The organism is Hydrogenophaga laconesensis, assembly GCF_031457235.1.
Taxonomy (GTDB): domain Bacteria; phylum Pseudomonadota; class Gammaproteobacteria; order Burkholderiales; family Burkholderiaceae_C; genus Hydrogenophaga; species Hydrogenophaga laconesensis.
The window spans coordinates 16,096-35,700 of sequence record NZ_JAVDWE010000011.1 but is presented as its reverse complement, the minus strand read 5'-3'; the positions used below and the strand labels follow the sequence as shown (position 1 = coordinate 35,700).

The window sequence follows — 19,605 nt, the reverse complement described above, 5'->3', positions numbered from 1 at the left end:
CCGGGGCAGCGCGCCAAGCGTGAAAGGGAAGGGCGCAGCTAAAATCATCCGCACAGTTTAACGGCCTTGTCTGGCCCGACCACACCGGCCCGCCGGCCTGTATCGCCGCCCGACGGCCCGTCCGGCGCGGGTTTCCGTTCTTTTCCTCCCTACCCGAGCGCAGCATGGCATCAGCCCTTTCAGACCGTCTCTCACGCATCGTCAAGGAAATGCGCGGCCAGGCCCGCATCACCGAGAGCAATGTCACCGACATGCTGCGCGAGGTGCGCATGGCCCTGCTCGAGGCGGACGTCGCGCTGCCGGTGGTGCGCGACTTCATCGCACGCGTGAAGGAGAAGGCACTGGGCCAGGAAGTGGTGGGCTCGCTCACGCCCGGGCAGGCGCTGGTGGCCATCGTCCATCGCGAGCTCGCCGCGACCATGGGCGAGGGCGTGGCCGACATCAACCTGGCGGCGCAACCGCCGGCCGTGATCCTGATGGCGGGCCTGCAGGGCGCCGGCAAGACCACGACCACCGCCAAGCTGGCCAAACACCTGATCGAGAAGCGCAAGAAGAAGGTGCTGACCGTTTCTGGCGACGTCTACCGCCCGGCTGCCATCGAGCAGTTGAAGACTGTGACCGCACAAGCCGGGGCCGAATGGTTTCCCAGCACGCCGGACCAGAAGCCGGTGGACATTGCGCGCGCCGCGATCGACCACGCGCGCAAGCACTATTTCGACGTGTTGCTGGTGGACACGGCAGGCCGCCTGGCGATCGATGAGGCGCTGATGCGCGAGATCCAGGAACTGCACGCCGTGCTCAAGCCGGTGGAGACGCTGTTCGTGGTGGACGCGATGCAGGGCCAGGACGCGATCAACACCGCCAAGGCATTCAAGGATGCGCTGCCCCTGACCGGCATCGTGCTCACCAAGCTCGATGGCGACTCGCGCGGCGGCGCAGCGCTCTCGGTGCGCCAGATCACCGGCGCGCCGATCAAGTTCGCCGGTGTGTCCGAGAAGATCGACGGTCTGGAGGTGTTCGATGCCGATCGCCATGCCCAGCGCGTGCTCGGCATGGGCGACATTCTCGCGCTGGTCGAGCAGGTCACCGCGGGCGTGGACATGGCGGCGGCACAGAAGCTCGCCGCCAAGGTGAAGAGCGGGCAAGGGTTCGATCTCAACGACTTCCTGGACCAGCTCCGTCAGATGAAGCAGATGGGGGGGCTTTCCAGCCTGATGGACAAGCTGCCTGCGGCCATGGCTGCGAAGGCCGGCGAGGTGGACATGAGCCGCGCCGAGAAGGACATCAAGCGCAAGGAAGGAATCATCTGCAGCATGACGCTCAGCGAACGCCGCAAGCCCGAGATCATCAAGGCCACGCGCAAGCGCCGCATCGCCGCAGGCGCGGGTGTGCAGGTGCAGGAGGTCAACCGCCTGCTCAAGGAGTTCGAGCAGATGCAGGACATGATGAAGAAGATGAAAGGCGGCGGCATGATGAAGATGATGAAGCGCATGGGGGGCATGAAAGGCATGCCCAAGCTGCCCGGCATGGGCCGTTGACAGGATTCGAATACATGGGCACCGCACCCGCCGATCCCCACACCATCAGCGACCTCGACTCGCTCCAGGCCCTGTTCGGCCCGGTGGGCGAAGCCTCGCTGCGCAAGGAAACCTCGCGCCTTCACCCGGTCTACCAGCGCTGGATCGAAGCTTCCCCCTTCGCGGTGCTGGCCACGGTGGGGTCCGACGGCCTGGACGCCTCTCCGCGTGGCGACCCGCCGGGTCTTGTCACGATCCAGGACGAGCACACCTTGCTGCTGCCCGAGCGCGCGGGCAACAACCGCATCGACAGCCTGAAGAACATTCTGGCCGATCCCCGCGTGGCCTTGCTGTTCTTCGTGCCAGGTGTGGGGGAGACCGTGCGCGTGAACGGTCGTGCGCTCATCTCGGTCGAGCCGGACCTGCTGCAAAGGCTGGCCATGGAAGGCAAGCCACCGCGCTGCGTGATTGTCATCACCGTGGAGACGGTGTTCTTCCAGTGTGCGCGCGCCATGAAGCGTTCACGCCTGTGGGACGTGCAAGAACCGGCTGCCGTGCCCACCGCCGGCGCGATGCTGGCGGCGTTGACGAACGATGCCATCGACGGGGTCGCCTACGACAGCGCCCTGCCTGAACGCCAGCGCAACACGCTCTACTGAGCGACGGCGTCAACCCAGGGTGCGGGCCAGCGCCTGCGCGGCCGCCTCCAGACGGGGCAACTGCAACCGCGCCTGGGCCAATGACATGCGCGCGGCGGGGGCCTGAAGCGCCAGCGCGCAGCGCACGGTGCGCTGGCCCGGTGCGAACACCGGCACCGCCACGCACACCAGGCCTTCGACGAATTCCTCGGCGTCCACCGCATGTCCATCACGGCGGATGGCGTCCAGTTGGGCGTCCAGCGCTTCACGCTGCGTCAGCGTGCTGGCGGTGTAGCGTGTGAGCGTGAGGCCATCCAGCACGGCGCGCCGCTGGCGTGCGCTCATCCACGCCAGGAAGAGTTTGCCGCTGGCCGAACAATGCGCCGGCACGCGTGTGCCGGGCCGCAGTTCCAGCCGCAGCGGAAAGGCCGACTCCACGCGGTCGAGGTAGACCACCTCCGCGCCCGACAGCGCCGTCAGGTTGCAGCTCTCGCCCACCTCGGCCACCAGCTGCCGCAGCACAGCATGTCGCACACCCTGCTGTGTGCTGTTGCTCAGGGCGGCTTCGGCCAGACGCAGCAGGCGCGATGCCATCGCGTACCGCCGGCCGTCGGGTTCTCGCACCAGCCAGCCTCCGTGCTCCAGTTGTGAGAGCATGCGATGCACGGTGGGCTTGGGCCAGCCCGTCAGTGTCACCATGTCGGGCAGCGCCAGCGGCTGGTCGGTGCGGGTGATCCGCTCCAGCAGTTCCATCAACCGCAAGCCGGGACTGCTGTCTGTTTCGGTGCTCATGTCTCGAAAAATGAGATGAATCATGAAATTATTTCGAGACGAATTCTAGGGGCCCCTACATTGCGGGCACAACTTCGAGGAGATGGGCGGTGACGACACCGAGCTTTCACAACGCGGTGGTGACCGGGGCTTGCGGTGGCCTGGGCCAGGCGTTGGCGCGTGAACTCATCGCCGGTGGCGCGCGCGTGGCACTGGTCGGCTTGCAGCGGCCCGCGCTGGAGGCGCTGGCCGCGTTGGCGCCGGAGCGCTGCGCCATCTACCAGCCGGACGTGTCTGACGCAGGCGCGATGCAGGCGATGGCGGCGGACTGGCTGGGCCGCGCTGGCGCACCGGATCTGGTGATCGCGAACGCGGGGGTGGCCGGCGGTTTCGACACCGCGCAGGCCGGCGACCTTGCCGTGATGCGCCGCATGCTCGAAATCAACCTGCTCGGGGTGGCCACCACTTTCCAACCCTTCATGGCGCCGATGCGCGCCGGTGGGCGGCGTGGCGCGCTGGTGGGCGTGGCCAGCGTGGCGGGTTGGCGCGGCATGCCGGGCAATGGCGCGTACTGCGCGAGCAAGGCCGGCCTGATCGCCTACCTGCAGAGCCTGCGAGCGGAATTGCGCCCGACCGCGATCACCGTACACACCGTCAGCCCGGGTTACCTGCGCACCGCGCTCACCGCGGGCAACCGTTTCGCCATGCCGGGTCTGCTCGAACCCGACGAAGCCGCGCGCCGGCTGCTGGCCGGCGTGGCCGGCGGCACCGAACACATCGTGCTGCCCCGGCGCATCGGCTGGCTCTCGCGAGCGCTCAGCCTGTTGCCCGCGCGTCTGCACGACCGCATCCTGCTCGGCCAGCCGCGCAAACCCCGTGCCGGCGAACCCGGTGCCACCGACATCCCGGGCCTGAAAAAATGACGACACCGACCGAACAACAGATTGCCCTCATCGGTGCCGGGCCCTCGGGCCTGGCCGGCGCGCGCTGCCTGCAGAAGCACGGCATTCCCTTCCAGGGTTTCGAGGCTCACACCGACGTGGGCGGTCTGTGGAACATCCACAACCCGCGTTCGACGGTTTACCAGTCGGCGCACCTGATCTCCAGCAAGCGTATGACGGAGTTCAGCGAATTTCCCATGCCCGACTGGGTGGCCGACTACCCAAGCCACCGCGAGTTGCTCGATTACTTCAGCGCCTTCGCCGACCATTTCAGGCTGCGCGAGCACTACCGCTTCGGCACCCGCGTGCTGAAGGCGGTGCCGATGAGCGACGCACCCGATACCTTGTGGCGTCTGACCACCGAAGATGCCAGCGGCGAGCGGCACACCGCGGAGTACAAGGGCGTGGTGGTGGCCAATGGCACGCTGGCGGAGCCCAACATGCCGGCCTTCGAGGGTGAGTTCACTGGCGAGCTGCTGCACACCTCGGCCTACAAGCATGCCGACCAGTTCCGGGGCAAGCGGGTGCTGATCGTGGGAGCGGGCAACTCGGGTTGCGACATCGCGGTCGACGCGGTGCACCAGGCGCGCAGTGTGGACATCTCGGTGCGCCGTGGCTACTACTTCGTGCCCAAGTACGTGTTTGGCAAGCCGGCCGACTCCATTGGCGGCAAGCTGCGGCTACCGCCCTGGCTCAAGCAGAAGATCGACAGCACCATCCTGAAGTGGTTCACCGGCGACCCGGTGCGCTTCGGTTTTCCGAAGCCCACGTACAGGATGTACGAATCGCATCCGGTGGTGAACTCGCTCATCCTGTACCACATCGGCCATGGCGACGTGGGCGTGCGCGCCGACATCGCGCGCTTCGATGGCCATACCGTGCATTTCAAGGACGGCAGCCACCGCGATTACGACCTCGTGCTCGCAGCCACTGGCTACAAGCTGCACTACCCGTTTCTCGATCATGCGCTGCTCAACTGGCAGGGCATGGCGCCGCGTCTCTACCTGAACATCTTCGCGCCACGCTTCGACCGCCTCGCTGTGCTGGGCATGGTCGAGGCCAGTGGTCTGGGCTGGCAGGGCCGCTATGAACAGGCCGAGTTGGTGGCACGCTACTTCAAGGGGCTTGACGATGGCAAGGCCAGTGCTGCCGCGTTCCGTGCGGCGAAGGCTGGCCCCGCTCCAGACCTCTCGGGGGGCTACAAGTACCTGCAGCTCGAACGCATGGCCTACTACGTGAACAAGGACGTGTACCGCGACGCAGTGCGCCAGGCGGCCGAGGCGTTGACCTGAAGCCATCGAGGCGACCCGAGACCACAACGAGAAGGAGACACCGATGCTGCCCGTGGACGAAATCCGGCTGAACTTCAACCCCGCTTCGCTGGCGGTGCTCAACGCGGTGCTGGCCTTTCTCATGTTCGGCATCGCGCTGGACACGAAGCTGGAAGATTTCCGCCGTGTCATGCGCATGCCACTGGCATTCACTGTCGGCATCGTCGCGCAGTTCATCGCGCTGCCGGCCATCACCTACGTGCTCACGTTGCTGCTGCAGCCGGGCCCCAGCATCGCGCTGGGCATGATCCTGGTGGCCTGCTGCCCGCCAGGCAACGTGAGCAACATCCTCACGCACCGCGCCAATGGCAATGTGGCGCTCAGCGTGTCGATGACGGCGGTGTCCAATGCCATTGCCATCGTGGCCATGCCGCTGAACTTCGCGTTCTGGGGTGGCATCCATCCGACGGCCGCGCCGCTGCTCAAGACGATCGCGCTGGACCCGCTGGAGATGCTCGTCCATATCCTGCTCATCATCGGCGTTCCCTTTGTACTCGGCATCGGGTGCGCGCACCGCTTTCCGGCCTGGACGACGCGCTTCAAGAAGCCGGTGCGCATCCTGAGCTTTGTCGCGCTGATCGCCTTCATCGTCGGGGCGATCGCGGGCAACTGGCGCTACTTCCTCGACTACGTCGGCTTGGTGCTGCTGGCCGTGGTGATCCACGACGCGCTGGCCTTCGGCACCGGCTATGCCATCGCACGCGCCGTCGGCCTGCCCGACTACGACCGTCGTGCCTTGTCCATCGAGGTCGGCATCCGCAACGCGGGTCTCGGGCTGGTCATCATCTTCAGCTTCTTCGGTGGCCTGGGTGGCATGGCGGTGGTGGCCGGCGTCTGGGGTTTCTGGGACATCATCGCCGGCCTGCTGCTGGCGGGCTGGTGGGCCAAACGGCCATTGGAAGGTGGCGTGCCGGATACGGGGAAGTGATGAACACAGCGACAGGACAGGCGCCAGCCGCACGGCGCGTGCTGGTCACGGGAGCCGACGGTTTTCTGGGCCGTGGGGTGATCGAGGCGCTGTCGCGCCAGCCACACATCGAACATCTGGTGGCTGTGGACGTGCGTGAGGTGCCGCCGAACCAGCGCCTGCCCCGCGTAGCGTATGTGACGGAGGATGTGCGCGACCGCGTGCTGGCCGACACGGTGGATGCGCACGGCATCGACGCCGTGGTCCACCTCGCCTCCATCGTCACGCCCGGCAAAGGGTCGAGCCGCGCGTTCGAACATTCGGTGGATGTGGGTGGCACGCGCAACGTGATCGACGCCTGCCTGCGGCACGGTGTCGCGCATCTGGTGGTGTCCAGCAGCGGCGCGGCCTACGGCTACCACGCCGACAACCCGGCGTGGCTGACCGAAGAACACCCGCTGCGCGGCAACGAGGTGTTCGCCTATGCGCACCACAAGCGCCTGGTGGAGGAGATGCTGGCCGAGACACGGGCGCAACACCCCGGGTTGCACCAGACCGTGCTGCGCATCGGCACCATCCTGGGCGACCGGGTGGACAACCAGATCACCGCACTGTTCGAGAAACCGAGGCCGATCGCGATCGCGGGCAGCGACAGCCCCTTCGTGTTCGTGTGGGACGAAGACGTGACCGGCGCGATCCTGCACGCGCTGAGTGGTCGCGCCGTGCCGGGTTGCTACAACCTGGCGGGCGATGGCGCGCTCACCATCCACCAGATCGCCGAACGGCTGGGCAAGCGCGCGCTCGTCCTGCCTGCAGGCCTGTTGCGCCTGGCGCTGCGCGTGGGCACGGCCCTGGGTGTGAGCCGCTACGGGCCGGAGCAACTCGATTTCCTGCGCTACCGGCCTGTGCTGCTGAACACCGCGCTGAAGGAACGCTTCGGCTATCGGCCGCACAAGACCAGCGCGCAGGCCTTCGATGCCTTCGTCGCGGCGCGCGAGGCCCAGGGGCGGCCGGTGAAGGTTTCGCGGTGAGCACCGTGCCGCTGTCGCGCGGCGATCTGCTGCGTGCGCTCGCGGTGGTCGTGATCTGGGGCCTGAATTTCGTGGTGATGAAGGTGGGCCTGCAAGGCGTGGGGCCGATGTTGCTGGGCGCGCTGCGGTTCGCCGCGGCCGCGTTGCCGTTCCTGTTGTTCGTGCGGTTCCCGAACCTGCCGCTGCGCTACGTGGTGGCCTATGGTCTGGCACAGGGCCTGGGTCAGTTCGGCTTCCTGTTCCTGGGACTGCAGATGGGCATGACCGCAGGGATGGCGTCGGTCGTGATGCAGACGCAGGCGTTCTTCACCCTGTTGCTCGCTGTGCCGGTGCTCGGTGAACGTGCGCGCTTTTCACAGGGCCTGGGCCTGGCGGTGGCACTGGGTGGGCTGGTGCTGATCGCCACCGCGCACGGCGAGGGCCCGGGGCAGATGACGCTGGCCGGTTTCGTGCTGACGCTGGGCGCTGCTTTCATGTGGGCCATCTCCAATCTGGTGGCGCGTCTGGCCAGCCGACTGGGCGACTACGACCCGTTTCCCTTTATCGTGTGGAGCAGCCTGTTTCCGGTGCTGCCCTTCGTCGCACTGGCCCTGTGGATGGACGGGCCGCAGGCCGTGGTGGCGCAACTCGCGGGGATGCGCTGGCCCGCCGCGCTGGCGGTGCTGTTCCTGGCGTGGCTGGCAACGCTGCTGGCCTACAGCCTGTGGACGCAGTTGCTGAAGCGCCATCCCGCTGGGCGCGTGACGCCGTTTTCCTTGCTGGTGCCGGTGGTGGGCTTGTGGGCGGCGTGGATGTTCTTCGACGAACTGCCCTTGCTGCAGCAGTGGCTGGGCACGGGGCTCGTGCTGCTGGGGTTGGTGGTGAATCAGCTGGGTGGGCTTTTCAGGGGACGCAAGGGGTAGACCTCGCGTCAAACCAGTGGCAGTGCACAAATCCTGTTGTTGACACAGGGCTGGCGGAGAACCCGGGCAGACACCCGCGACGAGCCGGCGCCTGGATTGACCGGACCACCCGACCTCGCCCACAACAGTGGGGCGAAACCGGGAGCTCAGCAAGAAACTCAGGCAGCCTGGGGCAAGGAGAACCGGCTGGCATGCCGCCACGCACGGCGCAGCACGGCAGGCGACCACGACTCCTCGGGAATCAGCAGCACGCCCCGCGAACGCATCCAGGCACCCAGGTCCACGTGGCTGGTGGCCACGGTCAGCGGCACCGCCAGCAGCAATGGCAGGGCGACAGGTGCCAGCCAGATCAGCGCGTTCGCATTGATCATGGCCACACCCAGACCCAGCAGACCGATCACGATCGTCATTGGCGCCAGACGGGCCACGGCATCGCGCCAGGCCACGCCATTCGCTTCCCGGGGCGGCGACTTCCATTCCAGCTTCAGGCCGGTGATCGCCACCAGCACGAACAGCGAGTGCGCCAGCATGCGGATCGGCGCTTGCGTCAGCGCGAGCAAGGTTTCCACCACCGAACTGCCGAGCAGGCCCAGCGTACCGCCGAACGACTTCTGCTCGCGCCGCATGAACACCGCCAGCAGACCCAGCACGCGAGGCATGAACAGCATCGTCAGCGTCCACATCCAGAGTGCGCGAAGTTCCTCGGGCACGGCCGCCCAGCTCGGGATCGCGCTGGAATCGGCGGCCCACAGGGCCGTGCCAATCGACAGGAAGGCCAGCCACAACGGTGCCGAGAGGTAGGACATGGCGCCGATGGCAAACATCGTGCGGTGCACGCGGTGGATGCCGGGCTCGGCCATCAGGCGCGAGTTCTGCAGGTTGCCCTGGCACCAGCGGCGGTCGCGCTGCAGTTCGCTCAGCAGGTCCGGTGGCTGCTGCTCGTAGCTGCCGGTGAGGTCCGAGACCAGCCACACGTGGTAGCCGGCGCGGCGCATCAGGGCCGCTTCCACGAAGTCGTGCGACATGATGCCGCCCGACATGCCACCTGTGCCCTTGATGGGTGCCAGCGCGCAGTGCTTCATGAAAGGCTCGACGCGGATGATCGCGTTGTGGCCCCAGTAGTGCGATTCGCCCAGTTGCCAGAACTGCATGCCCAGCGTGAACAGGCGGCCGGTCACGCGCGAGCCGAACTGCTGCGCGCGGGCGTGCAGGGTGGCGTGGCCGATGGCCTGCGTGGCGGTCTGGATGATGCCGGCCCTGGGGTTGGCTTCCATGAGCTTGACCATGGAGACCAGGCAGTTGCCGCTCATGACGCTGTCGGCGTCGAGCACGACCATGTAGCGGTAGTCCTTGCCCCAGCGGCGGCAGAAGTCGGCCACGTTGCCGGCCTTGCGGTGCGTGCGGCGGGTGCGCAGGCGGTAGTAGACCTCGATGGGCGGCAGATCCGGCTGGGCGGCCAGCGCGGCGCGCAGGTCTTCCCAGGCGGCACGCTCGGCCCTGGCGATCTCGGGGTTGTAGCTGTCGGACAGCACGAACACATCGAACTGGCCCGCGTGGCCGGTGGCAGCGAGCGATTCGCAGGTGGCGCGCAGGCCGGCGAACACGGTGGCCACGTCCTCGTTGCAGATCGGCATGATGATCGCCGTGCGCGCCTCGGGGTTCATCGCGTGGTCGCGCACATCGGCGGCACGCAGCGTGTGCCGGTCACCGAAGAGCGAGACCCAGAAACCCATGAGGGCGGTGACGAAGCCGGTGACGACCCAGGCCGAGAGCAGGCCAAAAAGACCGAGCTGGCCGTATTGCAGCCAGACATTGTGGTGCTCGGGTTGCGCGTTGGCGAACAGCGTGGTCGCAAAGGCCGTGCTGAGCACCGTGAGCAGGGCAAACACCAGACGGCGGCGGTTGGCAGCGCTCTCCCAGGCCATCGGCGGTTCGGCGGGGCCTTCGGCCTCGGAGGGCGTGCGCGGGGGCAGCACGCGGCTGGCCGTGCTCAACAGCGCGGTGCCGATGCTGTTCCAGAAGCCGCGCCAGGGGCGCGGCACCATGGAACCGCGGTTGATCGGGGGCGCCGTCACCGCGTTGGGGTGGCGCTCTTCGCGCAGCAGGGCTCGGGGAGCCTGGGGCACGGCGTTCACTCGGGTAACAGCAGATGTGTCCATGTTTCACTCACGGTGTCGTTGTGGTGTTGCAGATAAGCGCGCAGCTCGACAGGCTGCGTCGCGTCCACGCGTTCGACGCGCACGGTCACGCGCCAGGCGCGCGTGGCGGGGTTGGGATAGGCAAGGGTTTCGAGCACCCGGCCGTTGGCATTGGCAGTGACGACGGCCTTGACCGGCGCGTCGGCGGGCAGTGCATCCAGCGCAGGGCCGGCGAAATCGATCACGTACTGCGGCTGGCGCGCCTGCTCGGCGGGCGAGAGGCGGGTGAATCCGTAGCCCTTGCGGGTCTGGGTGACCCAGCTCGACGGTGGGCGCTGCTGCACGTCGCCCTGCCAGGCCAGCTCGTAGCTCAATTCCAGCGGCTGGCCGGCGGCGGGCAGACGGGCAGGAACCCAGTAGGCGACGATGTTGTCGTGTGTCTCGTCGGGGGTGGGCAGTTGCACCAGCTCAACGCGGCCCGGGCCCCAGTCGCCCAACGGCTTGACCCAGGCGCTGGGGCGGCGCTCGTAACGCGCTTCGACGTCTTCGTAGTTCGCGAAGCTGCGGTCGCGCTGCATCAGCCCGAAACCGCGCGGGTTCTGCATCGTGAAGGAGCTGACCTGGATGCCCTTCGGACGCTGCAACGGACGCCAGAGCCATTCGCCCTCGCCGCTGACCATCATCAGGCCGTCGGAATCGTGCACTTCCGGACGGAAGTCGCCCGGCATGGGCTGGTTCTCACCAGAGAGGAACATGCTGGTGAGTGGGGCGATGCCCAGGGTGTTGACCGGGCCGGCACCAGCGCGCAGGAACACGCGCGCGTTCACCGTGGTGGTGGTCTGCTGGCCGGGTCGGATCACGAAACGGTAGGCGCCGGTGGCGCGCGGCGATTCGAGCAGCGCGAGCACGGTGACTTCCGTCGCACCAGCGGCCGGGCGTTGCAGCCAGAACTCGGAGAAGCGCGGGAACTCCTCGCCGTTGCCACCCACGGTGTCGATGGCCAGGCCACGTGCCGACAGGCCGTATTGCTGGCCGGCACCGAGCGCGCGGAAATAGCTTGCGCCCTGGAACACGACCAGTTCGTCCTTGTAGGCCTGGCCGTTGAGCGGGTAGTGCAGGCGGAAACCGGCGTGGCCCAGGTCGCCCCACTTGCTGGCGTCGAAAGTGTTCTTGCCGTAGTCGAAATCGGCTCCCCGGTAGGGCAGGTGGTTCACCGTGCCGTCGGGCATGAGTTCGTGAATGCGCACCGGCTCGGTCTGGTACAGGCCGAGGTGGAAGAACTGGGCCTCGAAAGGCAGGTTCTGTGCACGCCAGACGGAGCGGTCGGTCTTGAACCGGATGTCGCGCAACTGGTCGTACGTGATGGTGGCGAGTTCGCCGGGCAGCTTGTCGCTGTTTGCTTGATACGGTTGTTGGGCGCGGGTCTGCGCGAGCCGGGTCAGCTGGTCCCAGTCAAAGCGTTGTGCGTGGGCCGACGCCCCGCAGAACGAGGCCAGCAGCGCGCCGAGCACGGTCCAGCGACGCAGGCGCTGAAGGGTGGGAAACGGTCGAATCGTGTGAGGCATGGGCATATAAGGGCAAACCCTGTGCCAACACAAAAAAACCTATACAGATCAACATCTTGAGTGGTATCGAGATGTGTATGCGGCGCAAAACCGCCTGCGGGGGGGCTCTGACCCCCTGTTTTTGTCGCCAGATGGCGACAGCCCCGAACCAGGTTCAGAAAAAATCCAATGAAAACAACGAATTTTCGCTGTCACTCATCGGCGACAGCGTCGCTGGAACCCCCGGGGGCATCGCTTTTGAAGAGCCCCGGCGTCAGGGCGTGTTTCTGCAGAAGCCGGTAGAACTCGGTGCGGTTGCGCTGTGCCAGGCGGGCGGCATCGGCCACGTTGCCGTCGGTCATCTTGAGCAGGTCCACCAGGTACTCGCGCTCGAAGCGCTGCTTGGCGTCGGCGAAGCTGAGCACCTCCACGGAGGGCGTGCGCAGCGCGCGCTGCACCAGCGCCAGCGAAACCAGTGGCGTGGTCGACAGCGCGCAGACCTGTTCGACCACGTTGTACAGCTGGCGCACGTTGCCGGGCCACGCGGCCATGGTGAGTGCCTTGAGCGCCTCGGGCGCGAAGCCGGAACTGCGCTTGCCGTACTTGGCCGCGAGCCGGGCCAGGAAGTGGTTGGCCAGCAGGGCGATGTCCTCGCGGCGCTCGGCCAGCGTGGGCAGGGTGAGCGTGACCACGTTGAGGCGGTAGTACAGGTCCTCGCGGAACTGGGCCGCCGCCATGGCGTCTTCGAGGTCGCGGTGTGTGGCCGAGATGATGCGCACATCCACCGGCAGCGACTGGCTGGAGCCCAGCGGGCGCACGGCGCGTTCCTGCAGCACGCGCAACAGCTTCACCTGCAGGGCCGGCGGCATGTCACCGATCTCGTCCAGCAGGAGCGTGCCGCCATCGGCCGCCTGGAACAGGCCCTTGTGGTTGGCCACCGCGTCCGTGAAAGCGCCCTTCACATGGCCGAAGAGCTCGGATTCGAGCAGCGCTTCCGGTATCGCACCGCAATTCACCGCGATGAAGGGCCGGTTCGCGCGCGCACTGGCCTTGTGGATGGCGCGCGCCAGCAGCTCCTTGCCGGTGCCCGAATCGCCACGCAACAGCACGCTGGCGTCGGACTGGGCCACCATGCGCGCTTCGGCCAGCAGGTCGGCCATGCGGTTGGAGCGGCTGACGATCTCGTTGCGCCAGGCTTCGTCGATCTGCGTGTTCTGCAACGCGGGTGCGCCCAGCGCCAGCGCCTGCGCGATCTTCTCGAGCAATTCCTTGGCGTCGTAGGGCTTGGTGAGGTAGGTGAACACGCCGCGTGCGGTGGCTTCCACCGCATCCGGGATGGTGCCGTGCGCCGTGAGCAGGATCACCGGCAGCGAGGGGTGGCGCGCGCGGATCTCGTCGAACAGCGCCAGCCCGTCCCGCCCGGGCAGGCGCACGTCGGACAGCACCAGTTGTGGCCGCTCGATGTCGAGCTGGGCGAGGGCGGCCTCGGCCGACCCGACCGAGGTGACCTGGTAGCCCGCCGCCCCCAGGCGCATGGCCAGCAGGCGCAGCATGTCGGCGTCGTCGTCGACGACCAGCAGGCGCGCGCGCGGCGTCGGGCTGAGCACGGGTTGTGCGTTCATCCGGCCGCCTCCGGGCCGCCGTTCGGTGCGCCGCTCATGGCGCAGGGCGCGCACCGTTGGGTGCGGCAGGCGGTCGGGTGGTGAGGCTGCGTTCGATCGCACGCATGGCTTCCAGGCGCTCATTGAGCTGGTCGATGCGACGCTGGCTGTCGCGCAATTGCTGCGCCTGGCGTTCGGCACCGTCCTCCAGACGGCGCTGGTCCATCAGGCGGTTGGCCAGCAGGCGTGCCAGGGGTTTGAGGGGCACGCTCTCCGGGCCAGGGTGGGCAATCACCCGCTGCAGGAGGCCCAGCGCGCGGGCGGTCTCCGCCGGCTGGCGAAGGTGCATCAGCGCAAGGGCCAGCTGCATCTGGCGCAGCGCCACGTTGCCGGGGTCACCCTGCACCACGATTTCGGCGGCGAGGTCGGCCGGACTGAGGGCGTGCAGGCGGTCGGCGTAGCTCAGCAGCGCGGTGATCACGTCGGGCGCCGCCGGCGTCTCCGCGTTGAGCACCACAGGCGGTTGCGACGGCGCAGCCGTCAGCGGTGTCACGGTCGCGGGTGCAGGGGCGGTCGGGGCCGTGGTCGGGGCGGGCGGGCTGACCCGGATGGACACGGTACCGCCGTCGGCAGGTTCGGGCGCGGTGGGCGCCGTTCCACAGGCTGCCTGCGAGAGGGCGAGAGCTGTGACCAGACCGGCAAGGCGCCCGGTGTGGCGGGTGGGGGAAGGACTAGTTGGCATGGGGCAGTTCGATCCGGAAGTGGGCACCCTGGCGCTGGGGCAGCAGGGTGATGCGGCCACCATGGGCCAGAATGTACTCGTGCACGATGGACAGGCCGATGCCGGTGCCGCGCACGGCACCCACCGGTTGCCGCTCGCCACGGTAGAAGGGTTCAAAAATGCGTTCGCGGTCGGCTTCCGCCACGCCAGGGCCCTGGTCGAGGATGTCGATGCAGGCGCGTCCGGGCAGGTCCAGCAGCAGAAGCCGGATGTGGCCACCGTGGGGGGAGAAGCGGATGGCGTTGGACAGCAGGTTGCCCACCGCCGAGGCAATCTTCTCGCGGTCCAGTGGCATGGTCACCGGCACACCTTCAACACGCACCGACAGCGCCTGCGCCTGCCATTGCAGGCGCTGGATGTCCACCTGGTCTTCCAGCAGCGCCATCAGGTCGGTGCGCTCGCGCTTGAGCTGGCGCGCCTCGAAAGCGGCGGCGTTGAAGCGCAGCAAGGCTTCGATCTGGTGCTGCAGCAACTGGGTGTTGTGCTGAAGGATGTGAACCACCTCGGCCTGGCTGGTGTTGAGCGGGCCGGCCACGCCGTCGCCCAGCACCGCCACGCCTTCGTGCAACGAGGCCAGCGGCGTCTTGAGTTCGTGGGAGACATGGCGCAGGAAACGCGCCTTGTCGGCATCCAGTTCGGTCAGGCGCAGACGAAGCCACTCCAGCTGCTGGCTCACACGCCGCACGTCCGACGGGCCATGGATGTCGATGGGCACGTCGAGGCGGTTTTCGCCCAGCCCCTGGATCGCCCTTTCCAGCCGCTTGAACGGCCGCGCCAGCCAGATGCCGAACGCCAGCGCGAGGATGGCCGCGATGCCGATCGAGCCGACCACCTGCTGCGTGAGTTCCTGACGGCTGGTCTCGAAACGCGCCTGCAGCGCCTCGTTGCGCCCGGTGATGATGGACTGGACCTTCTGCGCGATCGACGCGCTGTGGCCGTCGATTTCCCGGAACACCGCCGCCACCTCGCGCTCGCGGTCGAGGGCCGTCTCGGGTGGACCGTCCAGCAGCCGGGTGATCGCATCGAGGCGGTCGCGCCAGTTGATGGCGTAGTCCGCCGGCAGTTCGTTGTCTTCCAGCCGACGAAGGATGTCGCGCGCGTTGCCGGCGGCTTCGTTGAAACGTTGGCGCAGCTGGTTGTCGCGCAGCACCAGCGACTGGCGCGCGGCACGCTCCATCGTCAGGCTGCGTTCGGACAGCGATTGCGCGGCGGTCGACAGCGCGATCGCCTGCGCTGCGCTTTCGCGGCTCTGGGCCATCAGCGTCTCCAGCGAGAACAGCGCGCGCACCGCAGCGACACCCAGCAACGCCCCGATCAGCACGAAGGCGACCAGCAGCAATTGCTGGAAGGAGAAACGCAAGGCTTTCACGGTGGTGTCAGGCGGCCTCGCGCACCAGAACTTCGGCGCGCAGCGAGTGCGGTCGCGCCTCGGTGATGCGCACGTCGATCATCTGGCCGATCAGGCGTGCGGCCTGCGGGCCGCCCTCGAAGTTGACGATGCGGTTGCACTCGGTGCGGCCCATCAGCTCGGGCTCGCCATTCCTGCCCGGGCGGCGCGAGTGGCCTTCCACCAGGATGCGCTGCACCGTGCCCTCGCGGCTCGCGCTGATGCGCTTGACGTTGTCCTCGATCACGGCCTGCAGGTGCTGCAGCCGCTGCAGCTTCACCTCGTGCGGTGTGTCGTCGGGCAGATTGGCCGCCGGGGTGCCGGGGCGTGGGCTGAAGATGAAGCTGAAGCTGGCATCGAAGCCCACGTCGTGGATGAGCTTCATCATCTTCTGGAAGTCGTCCTCCGTTTCGCCCGGGAATCCCACGATGAAGTCGCTGCTCAGGGACAGCTCGGGCCGGATGGCGCGCAGCTTGCGCACGGTGCTCTTGAACTCCATGGCCGTGTAGCCGCGCTTCATCGCCATGAGAATGCGGTCGCTGCCGTGCTGGACCGGCAGGTGCAGGTGATTCACCAGCTTGGGAATGCGGGCGTAGGCTTCGATCAGGCGCGGCGTGAATTCGTTGGGGTGGCTGGTGGTGTAGCGGATGCGCTCGATGCCCGGGATCTCGGCCACGTATTCCAGCAGCAGCGCGAAATCGGCAATGTCGCTGGTGTCTCCCATGGCACCGCGGTAGGCGTTCACGTTCTGGCCGAGCAGTGTCACTTCCTTCACCCCCTGGTCGGCCAGGCCGGCGACTTCCACCAGCACGTCGTCGAACGGACGGCTCACCTCCTCGCCGCGCGTGTAGGGCACCACGCAGTAGCTGCAGTACTTCGAGCAACCTTCCATGATGGAGACGAAGGCCGAGGCGCCTTCCACCTTGGCGGGCGGCAGGTGGTCGAACTTCTCGATTTCGGGGAAGCTGATGTCCACCTGCGGCATGGCGAGCCGCGCGCGCTGGTTCAGCATGTCGGGCAGGCGGTGCAGCGTCTGCGGACCGAAGACCACGTCCACATAGGGCGCGCGCTTGATGATCTCGGCGCCTTCCTGGCTGGCCACGCAGCCGCCCACGCCGATCAGCACGCCCTTTTCCTTGAGGTGCTTGACGCGGCCGAGGTCGCTGAACACCTTTTCCTGTGCCTTCTCGCGCACCGAGCAGGTGTTGAACAGGATGAGGTCGGCCTCCTCCACGTCCTGCGTGGGCTCGTAGCCCTGGGCGGCGCCCAGCACATCGGCCATCTTGTCCGAGTCGTACTCATTCATCTGGCAGCCGAAGGTTTTGATGAAGACTTTTTTGCTCATGGGGAATTCCGATCGGGAAACGGCGCTGCGCGGCGGGCGAGCGCCGCGGGCGATACCGCTGCAGGCGCCGCAGTGGTCAGTTGGTGGTGCGTGCCGGCGTACCGGCGGGCGAAGCCTGTTGCGACTCGAAGACAAAGTTGCGCTGCGTGCCATAGCCCGCGCGCTTTTCCTTCGCCTCGGCCTCTGTCAGCACCCACACCTGGTGCACCTGGCCGCGCTGGTCGAGGGTGTAGTTCACCACCACTTCCTGGTTGATCAGGGTGGCGGACATCACGATCTTGTTCTGGCTGTCCAGGATGCGCGCACCCGGTGCGAAGCGCGTGGCGCGGTCGTCCATGGTCAGCAGGGGCGGCTGCGACACCACCATGGTGCCGCGCAGGGCCTTGGCGGGGAAGCTGCGCTGTACGGCTTGGGCCTGGGCCGAATGGATGGGGACGAGGGCGGCTGTGAGCATCGTGCTCAGGCCGATGAGGGTGGCCGCGAAGGCGGGTCTGCAGCGGTTCATGGTATGTGTCCAGAGGCTGTGGGGTGGGGCGCGGCGCTCCCGCGCGCGAGGGGCGATTGTCTCACGCGCGGCCCATGGCACGCGCTCAGCCTGTCGACGTGCGCCAGCCGTGGATCTGTTGTTGCAGGCCGCCGATGAACGCGGCCACGTAGGCGTCGAAGCCAGCATCCAGCGGCCGTTCGTGCCCGCTCTGCCAGCGCAGGATGAAGGACCGATTGACCAGCGCGGGCAAATGGCGTGCCACCGCCGGGTAGCGCAGGGCCGAAATCTCGTGCGCGCGCGCCTGCATGGCGGCTTGCCAGGCCTCGGTGTCCTCGGTGGGCACGGGCGCGAACTCCATGGTCGGGTAGCCGCACATGGCGGCCACGATGGCGTTGTAGGCCGCGACGATGTGCGCATCCGGGCAGCCGGCGTCTTCCAGCGCCTGCAGGATGCGTTCGATGAGCTGGGTGTTGTTCTCCGAGTTCGAGAGCAACCGTGCGCCCACCAGCTGGGCCATGTGGGGGTGCTTGCGCATGGTCTTGCGGTACTGGCGGAACAGGGTGCGCAACCAGTCCTGCCAGCCCAGCCTGCCTCGTGCCGGAATGGCCTGTGCCATGGTGGTGGTGCAGACTTCGCCGAGCAGCGCATTCCTGTTCGGGAAATACCAGTACAGCGCGGTGGGGTAGACACCGAGCGAACGCGCCACGTCGCGCAGGCTGAACGCGTCCAGTCCCTTCTGCGCGATGAGTGCCAGCGCCACGGCCACGATCTTCTCGTGCGTGAGGCCGTCGGGCGACGGAGCCGCTTTGCGCGCGCGGGGGCGTTTCGCGGCGGTGCTCAATGGGGTACCTTCGCCCTGCGGGCTGCGGTGCGAGCTAGCTTGGGAACGGCCCGGCGCTGCGCTCATGCGGCAGTGCCGATCAGGTCTCGGTAGCGCTGCACGAAGGCTTCGAAGGCCTGCACGTACTTGTCCACGTGCGAGGCGCGAATCGGCAGCGAGAGCACGGTGAAGCCGCGCCGTGCCACGTACACGCCGGCCTCGAGCATGTGGAAGAAGAACAGGTCGCGGATGCGCGGGTCGCCTTCGGTGGTGTCGTCGATGTGCGCGATCGGATGTGCCGTGGCCTGCAGGTTCATGAGCGAACCCAGTCCGGTGAACTGCAGGGCCACGCCCTGCGCACGGCACACCGCGTTCAGGCGCTTGCGCATGCTGTCGCCCAGCGTGTTGAGGGCGAGCGCGGCCTCGGCGGTGTAGATGTCGCGCAGGCCGGCGATGCCCGCCGACATGGTGAGCACGTTGTTGTTGAAGGTGCCGGCGTGTGCCAGCCCGCCCGCACGGCGCGGGTCGAACAGCGCCATCACATCGGCCCGGCCGCCGAAGGCGCCGAAAGACATGCCGCCGCCGATGTACTTGCCCAGCGTGGTGAGGTCGGGTGTGATGCCAAGCTGACCCTGGCGTCCATGCGGCCCGAGGCGCGAGGTCATCACCTCGTCGAAGATGAGCAGCGCACCGGTGTCCGATGTGGCCTTTCGCAATGCCTCGAGGAACGCGGTCTCGGCGGGAATGCAGCCGCCCGCGCCCTGCATCGGTTCCACCAGCACGGCAGCGATATCGTTCGCGTTCGCCTGGATGAGCGACATTGCGCCGGCCGCGTCGTTGTAGCGGCCGATCAGGAAGTCGTGCGGCACGTTCACGGGCGAAGGCCCCCCCGCGAAGGTGAGCACGCTACCGTGGTACGCGCCCTTGAACACCAGCACCTTGCCACGCTGCGTGAAGGCCTTGGCCACGGCGATCGCCATCAGGTTGGCCTCGGTGCCCGAGTTGGTGAAGCGCAGCTGGGCGATGGAGGGGAAGCGGTCGCAGATGAGGCGCGCGAGCTGGCTCTCCAGCAGGTTGTGGCCAGTGAGGTTGATCCCGCCATCGAGCGCGGCCTGCACGGCGGCGCGGATCACTGGGTGGGAGTGGCCGTAAAGGCCGGCGGTGAACTCGGCCAGGAAGTCGGTGTACTCATGGCCATCGGCATCCCAGAGTCGACAGTCCTCGCCGCGGCGCATGGCCAGCGGAAAGGGGGCGTAGAACAGCACGCTGCGTGTGTTGCCACCGGGCATCACCTGCAGGGCGCGCTCGTGCTGGGCACGGCTGGCCGGGTTGCGTTGCGCAAACTGGCTGCTGGCCTGTGCAACGGCATCGACGAGTGCCTCGTCACGGGAAAGGGTGGACTGGCTCATGCTCAGGTCTCCGGTGTCGATCTGGTGCTGTCCAATGTACAGGAATCGTTGTACG

17 protein-coding genes are annotated in these 19,605 nt (G+C 67.4%); 7 read left to right on the top strand and 10 right to left on the bottom strand.

Annotated features, from left to right (window positions below):
- Positions 1–164 precede the first annotated feature (164 nt).
- Entirely contained in the window at positions 165–1,538 is a 1,374-nt protein-coding gene (gene ffh / locus J2X09_RS18265; RefSeq protein WP_204734596.1) for a signal recognition particle protein, read from the top strand.
- Between the two features lie 14 nt (positions 1,539–1,552).
- Positions 1,553–2,176, top strand: a complete 624-nt coding sequence (locus tag J2X09_RS18260; protein ID WP_204734595.1) for a pyridoxamine 5'-phosphate oxidase family protein — start codon at positions 1,553–1,555, stop codon at positions 2,174–2,176.
- 9 nt (positions 2,177–2,185) lie between these two features.
- Here the strand turns inward: J2X09_RS18260 and J2X09_RS18255 are convergent, their stop codons facing one another.
- Positions 2,186–2,947 carry an IclR family transcriptional regulator gene (locus tag J2X09_RS18255; RefSeq protein ID WP_204734594.1) on the bottom strand — a complete coding sequence of 254 codons (762 nt, stop codon included), beginning with the start codon at positions 2,945–2,947 and terminating at the stop codon, positions 2,186–2,188.
- Between the two features lie 89 nt (positions 2,948–3,036).
- Between J2X09_RS18255 and J2X09_RS18250 the strand changes: the two genes are divergently transcribed.
- Genes J2X09_RS18250 through J2X09_RS18230 form a run of 5 tightly spaced genes read left to right on the top strand, consistent with a single transcriptional unit; the run spans position 3,037 to position 8,038 of the window.
- Entirely contained in the window at positions 3,037–3,849 is an 813-nt protein-coding gene (locus J2X09_RS18250) for an SDR family oxidoreductase (protein WP_204734593.1), read from the top strand.
- Positions 3,846–5,159, top strand: coding sequence for a flavin-containing monooxygenase (locus J2X09_RS18245; RefSeq protein ID WP_204734592.1), 1,314 nt, complete (start codon positions 3,846–3,848; stop codon positions 5,157–5,159). The genes J2X09_RS18250 and J2X09_RS18245 overlap by 4 nt, the downstream gene beginning before the upstream one ends.
- Positions 5,160–5,202: 43 nt before the next feature.
- Positions 5,203–6,126: a bile acid:sodium symporter family protein gene (locus tag J2X09_RS18240; protein ID WP_204734591.1), complete on the top strand. Its 924-nt coding sequence runs from the start codon at positions 5,203–5,205 to the stop codon at positions 6,124–6,126.
- Entirely contained in the window at positions 6,126–7,136 is a 1,011-nt protein-coding gene (locus J2X09_RS18235) for an SDR family oxidoreductase (protein WP_204734590.1), read from the top strand. The genes J2X09_RS18240 and J2X09_RS18235 overlap by 1 nt, the downstream gene beginning before the upstream one ends.
- Positions 7,137–7,147: 11 nt before the next feature.
- Positions 7,148–8,038 (top strand): EamA family transporter, encoded by an 891-nt coding sequence (locus tag J2X09_RS18230; protein ID WP_445352005.1) that lies wholly within the window; start codon positions 7,148–7,150, stop codon positions 8,036–8,038.
- 158 nt (positions 8,039–8,196) lie between these two features.
- Here J2X09_RS18230 and mdoH read toward each other — a convergent pair whose 3' ends face one another.
- From mdoH to J2X09_RS18185, 9 genes are all read right to left on the bottom strand, one after another.
- On the bottom strand, positions 8,197–10,197 hold the full coding sequence (mdoH, locus tag J2X09_RS18225) for a glucans biosynthesis glucosyltransferase MdoH (protein WP_204734588.1): 2,001 nt from the start codon (positions 10,195–10,197) through the stop codon (positions 8,197–8,199).
- Positions 10,170–11,741 carry a glucan biosynthesis protein G gene (locus J2X09_RS18220; protein ID WP_204734587.1) on the bottom strand — a complete coding sequence of 524 codons (1,572 nt, stop codon included), beginning with the start codon at positions 11,739–11,741 and terminating at the stop codon, positions 10,170–10,172. Before J2X09_RS18220 ends, mdoH begins: the two co-directional genes overlap by 28 nt.
- Positions 11,742–11,932: 191 nt before the next feature.
- A complete protein-coding gene (locus tag J2X09_RS18215) occupies positions 11,933–13,342 on the bottom strand; it encodes a sigma 54-interacting transcriptional regulator (protein WP_204734586.1) in 1,410 nt (469 codons plus the stop codon).
- Positions 13,343–13,376: 34 nt separating this feature from the next.
- Complete coding sequence (locus J2X09_RS18210; protein ID WP_204734585.1) at positions 13,377–14,063, bottom strand: hypothetical protein; 687 nt, start codon at positions 14,061–14,063, stop codon at positions 13,377–13,379.
- On the bottom strand, positions 14,053–15,471 hold the full coding sequence (locus J2X09_RS18205) for a sensor histidine kinase (protein WP_204734584.1): 1,419 nt from the start codon (positions 15,469–15,471) through the stop codon (positions 14,053–14,055). Before J2X09_RS18205 ends, J2X09_RS18210 begins: the two co-directional genes overlap by 11 nt.
- Before the next feature lie 7 nt (positions 15,472–15,478).
- Positions 15,479–16,834, bottom strand: coding sequence for a tRNA (N6-isopentenyl adenosine(37)-C2)-methylthiotransferase MiaB (gene miaB, locus J2X09_RS18200; RefSeq protein WP_204734583.1), 1,356 nt, complete (start codon positions 16,832–16,834; stop codon positions 15,479–15,481).
- 76 nt (positions 16,835–16,910) lie between these two features.
- Positions 16,911–17,339 carry a hypothetical protein gene (locus J2X09_RS18195; protein WP_204734582.1) on the bottom strand — a complete coding sequence of 143 codons (429 nt, stop codon included), beginning with the start codon at positions 17,337–17,339 and terminating at the stop codon, positions 16,911–16,913.
- Between the two features lie 85 nt (positions 17,340–17,424).
- A complete protein-coding gene (locus J2X09_RS18190) occupies positions 17,425–18,162 on the bottom strand; it encodes a TetR/AcrR family transcriptional regulator (RefSeq protein WP_204734581.1) in 738 nt (245 codons plus the stop codon).
- 62 nt (positions 18,163–18,224) lie between these two features.
- On the bottom strand, positions 18,225–19,550 hold the full coding sequence (locus J2X09_RS18185) for an aspartate aminotransferase family protein (RefSeq protein WP_204734580.1): 1,326 nt from the start codon (positions 19,548–19,550) through the stop codon (positions 18,225–18,227).
- Positions 19,551–19,605 lie beyond the last annotated feature (55 nt).

Excerpts from the sequence above, each read along its gene's own strand:
- ffh (WP_204734596.1), top strand. The coding sequence starts at position 165 with ATGGCATCAGCCCTTTCAGACCGTCTCTCACGCATCGTCAAGGAAATG.
- J2X09_RS18260 (WP_204734595.1), top strand. The coding sequence starts at position 1,553 with ATGGGCACCGCACCCGCCGATCCCCACACCATCAGCGACCTCGACTCG.
- J2X09_RS18255 (WP_204734594.1), bottom strand. The coding sequence starts at position 2,947 with ATGAGCACCGAAACAGACAGCAGTCCCGGCTTGCGGTTGATGGAACTG.
- J2X09_RS18245 (WP_204734592.1), top strand. The coding sequence starts at position 3,846 with ATGACGACACCGACCGAACAACAGATTGCCCTCATCGGTGCCGGGCCC.
- J2X09_RS18240 (WP_204734591.1), top strand. The coding sequence starts at position 5,203 with ATGCTGCCCGTGGACGAAATCCGGCTGAACTTCAACCCCGCTTCGCTG.
- J2X09_RS18235 (WP_204734590.1), top strand. The coding sequence starts at position 6,126 with ATGAACACAGCGACAGGACAGGCGCCAGCCGCACGGCGCGTGCTGGTC.
- mdoH (WP_204734588.1), bottom strand. The coding sequence starts at position 10,197 with ATGGACACATCTGCTGTTACCCGAGTGAACGCCGTGCCCCAGGCTCCC.
- J2X09_RS18220 (WP_204734587.1), bottom strand. The coding sequence starts at position 11,741 with ATGCCTCACACGATTCGACCGTTTCCCACCCTTCAGCGCCTGCGTCGC.
- J2X09_RS18215 (WP_204734586.1), bottom strand. The coding sequence starts at position 13,342 with ATGAACGCACAACCCGTGCTCAGCCCGACGCCGCGCGCGCGCCTGCTG.
- J2X09_RS18210 (WP_204734585.1), bottom strand. The coding sequence starts at position 14,063 with ATGCCAACTAGTCCTTCCCCCACCCGCCACACCGGGCGCCTTGCCGGT.
- miaB (WP_204734583.1), bottom strand. The coding sequence starts at position 16,834 with ATGAGCAAAAAAGTCTTCATCAAAACCTTCGGCTGCCAGATGAATGAG.
- J2X09_RS18195 (WP_204734582.1), bottom strand. The coding sequence starts at position 17,339 with ATGAACCGCTGCAGACCCGCCTTCGCGGCCACCCTCATCGGCCTGAGC.
- J2X09_RS18185 (WP_204734580.1), bottom strand. The coding sequence starts at position 19,550 with ATGAGCCAGTCCACCCTTTCCCGTGACGAGGCACTCGTCGATGCCGTT.